8 protein-coding genes are annotated in these 7,400 nt (G+C 40.3%); 3 read left to right on the forward strand and 5 right to left on the reverse strand.

Annotation, left to right across the window (positions count from 1 at the left end):
• Positions 1 to 75 precede the first annotated feature (75 nt).
• A complete protein-coding gene (gene pepF / locus HNR41_RS04680; protein WP_184282206.1) occupies positions 76 to 1,881 on the reverse strand; it encodes an oligoendopeptidase F in 1,806 nt (601 codons plus the stop codon).
• Positions 1,882 to 2,015: 134 nt separating this feature from the next.
• On the opposite strand from pepF, the gene HNR41_RS04685 reads away from it, so the two are divergent.
• Positions 2,016 to 2,339, forward strand: a complete 324-nt coding sequence (locus HNR41_RS04685; protein ID WP_184282208.1) for a DUF2651 family protein — start codon at positions 2,016 to 2,018, stop codon at positions 2,337 to 2,339.
• 122 nt (positions 2,340 to 2,461) lie between these two features.
• Here HNR41_RS04685 and HNR41_RS04690 read toward each other — a convergent pair whose 3' ends face one another.
• A complete protein-coding gene (locus HNR41_RS04690) occupies positions 2,462 to 3,556 on the reverse strand; it encodes an acyltransferase family protein (RefSeq protein WP_184282210.1) in 1,095 nt (364 codons plus the stop codon).
• A gap of 205 nt (positions 3,557 to 3,761) precedes the next feature.
• Positions 3,762 to 4,118: a YflT domain-containing protein gene (locus HNR41_RS04695; protein WP_184282212.1), complete on the reverse strand. Its 357-nt coding sequence runs from the start codon at positions 4,116 to 4,118 to the stop codon at positions 3,762 to 3,764.
• Positions 4,119 to 5,002: 884 nt separating this feature from the next.
• On the opposite strand from HNR41_RS04695, the gene HNR41_RS04700 reads away from it, so the two are divergent.
• The gene (locus HNR41_RS04700) at positions 5,003 to 5,098 is read left to right on the forward strand and encodes a type I toxin-antitoxin system Fst family toxin (protein WP_184282214.1); all 96 of its coding nucleotides are present in this window, start codon (positions 5,003 to 5,005) and stop codon (positions 5,096 to 5,098) included.
• Between the two features lie 143 nt (positions 5,099 to 5,241).
• On the opposite strand, the gene HNR41_RS04705 is transcribed toward HNR41_RS04700, so the two are convergent.
• The gene (locus HNR41_RS04705; protein WP_184282216.1) at positions 5,242 to 5,568 is read right to left on the reverse strand and encodes a helix-turn-helix domain-containing protein; all 327 of its coding nucleotides are present in this window, start codon (positions 5,566 to 5,568) and stop codon (positions 5,242 to 5,244) included.
• A gap of 203 nt (positions 5,569 to 5,771) precedes the next feature.
• On the reverse strand, positions 5,772 to 5,981 hold the full coding sequence (locus tag HNR41_RS04710; protein ID WP_184282218.1) for a hypothetical protein: 210 nt from the start codon (positions 5,979 to 5,981) through the stop codon (positions 5,772 to 5,774).
• A 110-nt stretch (positions 5,982 to 6,091) separates the two neighbouring features.
• Between HNR41_RS04710 and HNR41_RS04715 the strand changes: the two genes are divergently transcribed.
• Positions 6,092 to 7,102: a lactonase family protein gene (locus HNR41_RS04715; protein ID WP_184282220.1), complete on the forward strand. Its 1,011-nt coding sequence runs from the start codon at positions 6,092 to 6,094 to the stop codon at positions 7,100 to 7,102.
• The last annotated feature ends 298 nt before the right edge of the window (positions 7,103 to 7,400 follow it).

A 7,400-nucleotide genomic window follows, 5' to 3' on the forward strand; every position in this document is an offset into this window, starting at 1 on the left:
GACTGCCTCAAGACTGTTTCCAGCACAAAAAAACTGAAAGGGCACCCAAGCCCCTCCAGTTTCATCATCAAAATCTTATCCTTCTATTTCTTCAGTCAGCTGCTCAAGTTCATCCACAAGCTCACCGATATATTTTATCGTGTTTTTCAGCGGTGCATCTGTCGTAATATCGATGCCTGCCATCTTCGCTAAATCAACCGGCGTTTCTTTACCGCCTGTTTTCAGCACTTCAAGCCATTCGTCGACTGCCGGCTGGCCTTCGTTCAGAATACGCTGTGACATTTCCGTCGCAATCGTTAATCCTGCAGAGTACGTATACGGATAAAGTCCCATGTAGTAGTGGGGCTGTCTCATCCATGTCAGTTCCGCGCCTTCTGTAATCTCGACGTCGTCACCCCAGAATTTCTCAATCACTCCGCGTTTAATTTCATTCAGTGATTCCGCAGTAACTGTTTCGTAGTTATCGACACGATTGTACACTTCACGCTGATATGCTGCCTCAAGCAGGTGAGTCACAAAGTTGTGGTAGTACGTACGAGAAATGATCGAGCTGATTACCCAGCGCTTGAATTTCGGATCTTCGGAATTCTTAAGCAGGTGATTAGCCATCAGCATTTCGTTCATCGTACTCGGCGCTTCGATAAAGTACATCGACGGGCGCGTATCAAAAATATTCTGCGCACGGTTGGCATTGTAGAAGTGTCCTGCGTGACCAAGTTCATGAGCAAGAACAAAAACTTCTTCCATTAAAGAAGACCACGAGATGAGAATAAACGGATGTGAACCGTAAGGGCTTGAACAGAATGCACCTGTTGATTTACCTTTGTTGATAACGAAGTCAATCCAGCGTTCATCATATGCACGGTTAATCATGTCAGTATAATCTTCACCCATAATGCCTAAAGCATCCAGAATATATTTGCGTGATTCTTCCACACTGATTTCCGGCTCACTCGCAGGGTCCAATGGAATCTTCAGATCTTCGTAGCGCATTTTATCGAGTCCATGAACTTTCTGCAGAAGTTTCGCATAACGTCTCATGTGAGGCGCAAGTTCTTCAGTAATTACGTCAATCTGACGGTCGTATAACCCGCGGTCAACTTTCTGTCTGTGGAGCAGATAGTCGATGACCGAATCGTAACCGCGGAGGTCAGCTTCAGCTTTCTCCTGTTTTAAATGAATATCGTAAGTGCCCGCAGTTGTGTGCTGGTACTGGCGGAGCGATTCTGAGAATTTTTTGAACGCCGCACGGCGGACTTCCTTGTCCGGGTTGGACTCTAATCCGCCTTCAAAAGCTAAGTATGATAAAGAATACTCCTCGCCGTTTGCGGTAAACGTACCGAAATCGATATCGAGTAACTTGGTTTTCTGGTATAAATCGTACGCCCCGCTGAACACAGAAGAGAATGAAGCAAGTGCTTTTTCCACATTCTGATCGAGCTGATAAGGTTTGTCGCGGAGCATATCTTCGATATACCCTGTATATTCTTCTTTCTCTTTTGCAATATCCTGTAAGAAAGATTCATCTTTCGCTAATAATTCACTTTGTAAAAAGCTTGTTTTCGAACTTAAAGCAGTGCCTGCATTACCGACAAGTGCACCAAGTTTCTGTGCAGCCTGATCCCCGCGGTCGCCCGACAGACGTAGGTTCGAGTATGTACCGATTAAAACAAACTGTTCCAAAATTTCACGGTAGCTGTCGATTGCTTTAACAGCAGTGCCGACATCCTCAAGTCTGCCTTCGAATTCCGATTCAAAAGAATCGATTTTCTGTTTAACAGAATCAATCGCTGCCTCACAGGATTTATCATCCTTGAATAAAGGATCGAGATCCCATGTGTAATTAACATCGACATCCTGTCTGTTTTGTAACTCTGACATTAAATCATCTCCCTGGTTTTTTATCCCTTTGTTACACAGCTTATTATACATAAAATTTTGAATATTGTATATTCTGAGCCGGGCATGTATGAAGTGCCGGAAATGGGGTAATAATTTAAAAAGAGGTGAGGAATATGGTCAATGATGTACAGTTTTACTTATATACTATTTTAGCCGTAATCGTGCTGTCGATTGCAGCGGGATATTTCACGAGCAGATATTTACTGATGCCCGTCGTGACATTCGTCGCAATGGGAATCGCGGCATTCGTACTGCCGAACTTTTATAACAATCTGGAATGGCAGCCGCTGCTGGGATACGCAGCATTTTTAGCAGTGCTGTCATTCGTGCTGGCCATGTCGATGTGGGTCGTGAAACGAAACCGTCGTAAAGCAAAAGAATTACGCGGCGGACCGGATGAAACGATTGATGAAGCAGAGCATAAGAAGGAGATTTAATTTGGATATGTTATCCGGCGGGGCGCTGACATGAGTCGGCGTCTTTTTTACGGGATGACAGTGCTGGATTCACAACAAAAAAAGCTGTATCCACAATATAGTGGATACAGCCCTCATTTCTCCTACGCCATTTCATCTTTTTTAAATCCTACATCGACATCCAGATTGATATTCGGTGCAGGCGGCAGATCGTGTCTTTTTTTACCTACGTTTCCTACGAAAAACTTACCGTACTTATTCAAATTAAATACATATGCTGTAAAGATCGACAAACATACAGCAAGGATAGCTTTGTAAGTTATATCCCAAAAAACGATGTCTGTCATCATGCCCATGTCATTAATAAAAATGAGATGCAGCAGGTAAATTCCAAAGGAATAATTACTGATATACATAATGAATTTCGGCACATGATTATAATATGTAGAAATCAGGAATATCATCAGAATTACCGCTGTCGTATAAATCGGCGTATCGAGCCGCTTGGATCCCATCGCACTGTTGATACCGGAAGTATGTGTCACCAAAACGAAAAACATACTGAAGATAAACAGCCCGACAATCAACCAGCTGTATTTCCTTATATTCGCTTTAAACGCCTCGTAATGAATACCGATATAATATCCCAGCACAAAGTATGTAATCCAGCCGATAAAAATTGTCTGTCCTTCTTTCGCCCAGATTAACTGACCGAGTATGTGATCCGGCGCAGGATAAATTAATCGGACTCCCCAGTAAGCCGACGTCAGTACTATCGATGCTGCAACAACTGCGAACGGGTTCAGTTTTCTCAAGTATCTAGAGAAAATCATATGTAAAATATAGAACTGAAAAATAATCAGTATAAAGTAGGTTACTGAATGCCCGCGAATCGTTACCATGATAAAACCTTCTATCAACTCCGTTAAAGTTGCAGGTGAGTATTTATCAATCGTCCAAAATAAGTTGAGCATTACGTAAGGTATACCCAAATACAGTAATCTTTTTCTTATAAATCCTTTTTTCAGCTTATCTCCGTACTTATGAGCATTTAAAAACTCAGTAATAAATACAAACAGCGGAGTACAGAACATTAAGTACAGCTGAACATACGTGGGCCACTGATTTTTAACTAAATCAGGATTATTGGCAACCGTAAGTGAAATAGAATGGATAACCACAATGCCGATGCAGGCGAGGGCTCTCATCCAGAATATTTCAGAAATTAATCGTGTCATTCCGCGTCTCCTATTCAATGATGCGTATCTTTATTCACAATTATTTATTATAATGCTTTCTGTAAAGAAATGGTATAGCGTCTTAACTATTTACAACAATAAGTTCGAAATCTAAATTGTGATTACATAAAAGCAGGGCGGACACATCAAAAAAGCTGCGACCCAAAATACAGTGGGGCGCAGCTCACTTAAAATTCTTATATTGTTATGCTAAGACAGTGTCTAAATTGACACCGTAATATTCTTTAACGATCAGGTATACAACACCTTTGTCGAGCTGGGCTTCGTATTGAATGGCCTTGTTTTCATCAAAACCAATACTTTCAAGTTTGTTGCGTAATTCATCGCCTTTTTTCTTGAAAGTAGTTTTCACAGCATCAGCAAGACCTTGTTCGCTCATACCGATAACATTCGCACCTGAATTGTCTGCAATTCGCTTCGTACGATCGTCGTCGTGGGTGATTACATAAATCTCCTTAGGGTTAATCTTGTTGGATTTTAAAATTTCAATCGCTTCCTGGATCTTGTCATCATCATGATACGCTTTAATAAATGGTGCCATAATAATATCCCTCCAAATAATTTGTCCTTTTAAAATGAACACATTAATATGTATATCCTAAAGCAGGTATTTAAAACATAGGTGGTGAAATTAAACGACAAAGGTCTCGTGTCCTGCAGTGAGTCAGACTGATCTTTGAAAGGGAGCATACGGAGTTTAAGAGAAATACATGTACAGGAATAGGTTAATATAGTTTGTGAATTATATTTCATACATGAAAAAATGATAGAAACACACATAAGTGTCCAGATAGGTCACTGTACAACCCAGTATTTGGCAACACATATAACTTCCTATAATATATGTTATGTAAACTTTAGTATATTGAATATAATAGATGTTCAAATTCATATGTTTTTATATGTTTATTTAACATGATTCATTTATGTACTTATATGTCTTTTTACTGTTCGCAATGTTCAATTCTGCATTCATGCGCTGTTAATCCCATGTGTCTGTCTCTGTGCAGCTCAATCTGTCATCCGGCTGACTCATTCTAAGCTCAGTTAATCATTCCATATGTATAATCCGTTCTTAAAATCATCCTCAAATTTGGCTAATTTTAACGTTTTAAGTATTTCAGCTTATATGGATTTATACAGAAATTTCAGCTGAATTTCAATACATGCTGCATCAGTTCCATACGATACTTATATGGAACTAATTTTTACAGTTTTTCTCCATATTTCGTTGAATTCTAAGATTATGTGTATTTCAATTGGTTCCGGGTTTTTATCAATCTAAATTATCAGAATATTGCGCTCAATTAATATTTACTTGAATATCCACCCTATTATTACATATGTAACAGGTAGGATTTGTGGTAAAATTGCAGAGGTTGTCCAGTTCACTTCCGTGCGCATAGCATGGAAGGAGGTGACATCATGTTAAGCACTTTTTTTGAGGTATTAATTGCACCGATAGCAGTCGGTTCAACAATCGTGTTGTTCAGTTATTGGCTGAATAAAGACGATAAGTAACTGGATAACTGCCAATACACCATAAAAAAAACGCCCAATCTATAGCAGTAGATTGGGCGTTCGGTGATTCATGTTCAGCACTTTAATTGATAAGTACATTATATCATCCAATTTCTGTGTTGTAAAATGAAACAAACGGGAAATTATATATTGAGAAGCTCACGTTCAGTTGGCGGATGATCAAATTCCACCTCTACTTTTAATGATCCTCCTAAAACGTTAAGCGCTTTTTTATAAACATCAATACCAGTATTGGTATCACCATTTTCTATTCTTGATAACTGCGCTTGGGTCAGTTGTATCCCCTTATGCTTCGCCAGTTTAATAACTTGATTCTGAGTTAAATTTAACTCCATACGCTGCCTGAGTACTTTTAAACCTAATTGTACAGGCAATGAATTAATGTGATCATTTACGCCGGGAACATCCATTAGTGTCTCCATCATATTTGTGAATGTCTTATTGGACATCTAATCTACTCCTTTTTAGTCGTTCATTTAATATTTTCTGCGGACTGCAATTTCGCCGTTTTTCAACAAGCGTCGTGTTTGAACCTTTTTCACTCATACTCATATAAGCATTCGAAAGTTTTCTATATGTAGACTCCAATGACTTAATAGACTCTTCTTTAGCTTTCTGATCTATATTTTCCATATTTTCTCCATTTCATGCACTATAGCGTCAATTCTTCGATTACTTCATACAGCGATTCAATTTCATCACGTGTAAATTCATATTGCTCTTTACTCATCAGGACACCCGCAACACCGTCTTCATTCACTATGTGAACAACACTTTTATTCTTCTCAGCTGTCTCAAAAGCACTTCCCGGATTCCCCTGGAAATCCGAAATATCTACCTTTATCGACTCTCTGATTTTCATATGCAGCGCCTCCTTTGTTAATCTTTCATCTTATACCCCTTTTCAAATATCATATTCAGGGTATACAGTAATGTAACAATTTAATCACTTCAAATTCAGGAGGATATTAAATGATAGGATATATTGGAACGTACACACAGGAAAAAAGTAAAGGCATTTACCGATTCACTTTAGATCCGGAAGCAGAAGAATTAAACGGCGGTGACTTAATCGAGGAATTTCAAGGCCCGTTATATTTAAATATACAAAACGATAAACTGTACTCATTAAAACAGGATGGCGATACAGCAGGCATTGCCACGTTTGAGATTGATAATGGCGAGCTTAAACTCATTGAAGAATGTCTGTCCGAAGGAGAAAACGGATGTTATCTTTCCCCATCATCCGACGGCAAGTATATGCTCGACGCCGTATATGATTCAGGAAAAATCCGTTTATATAAAATGGATGACCGCGGAGTTGTCACAGAACGACTCGATATTTTCCAGGCAACTGGAAATGGTCCGCACGAACGACAGACTCACGCACATTCGCACTTTATCACGGAAACGCCGGACGGTAAATACTTCGCAGCAGTTGATTTAGGTGCAGATAAGCTTGTGACGTTTGCTGTAGAAGATGAACGTCTCGTCGTCGCAGCGGAGTCCAAAGTCGCGCCCGGCAGCGGCCCGCGTCATTTAGTGTTCAGTGATGCCGGCGATTACGCATATATTCTTACTGAGTTATCCAACGAAGTTATCGTTACCGAATATGACGACGGCAATTTCATACCAATTAAAACTTACTCTGCCCTGCCTGAGGATTTCACTGAACATTCCCAGGCGGCCGCAATCCGTAAGCATCCCAATGGTAAATATATTTACGCGACAAACCGCGGCCACAACAGCATTGCTGTATTCGAAATTGCAGACGGTGGCAGTTCACTCCAGCGTCTGCAGATTGAATCAACAAACGGCAACTGGCCGCGCGATTTCAATATTTCACCCGACGGTGAGTATTTAGTCTGCGTACATGAGAAATCTCACAACGTTGTTCTGTTTAAAATTAATGAAGACGGCACAATATCAAGATTAGACAGTGAAATCGAAGTACCAGAAGGTATTTTCGTAGATTTCCTTTAATATTATAAAGCACAATGACCCGGGAGCGCTGCTCCCGGGTCGTTGTTGTCCTCACAAGTATCCCGCAAAACATTTTTCGGGTCATTGTCACTTTCACAAGTACCCCAAAATTGGCCTCCCGGGTCATTGTCACTTCCACAAGTACCCGGGGATTGGTCTATCGGGTCATTGTCACTTCCACAAGTACCCGGGGATTGGTCTATCGGGTCATTGTCACTTTCACAAGTACCCCAAAATTGGCCTCCCGGGTCATTGTCACTTCCACAAGTACCCGGGGATTGGTCTATCGGGTCATTGT

It is taken from the genome of Jeotgalicoccus coquinae, assembly GCF_014207425.1.
GTDB lineage: Bacteria > Bacillota > Bacilli > Staphylococcales > Salinicoccaceae > Jeotgalicoccus > Jeotgalicoccus coquinae.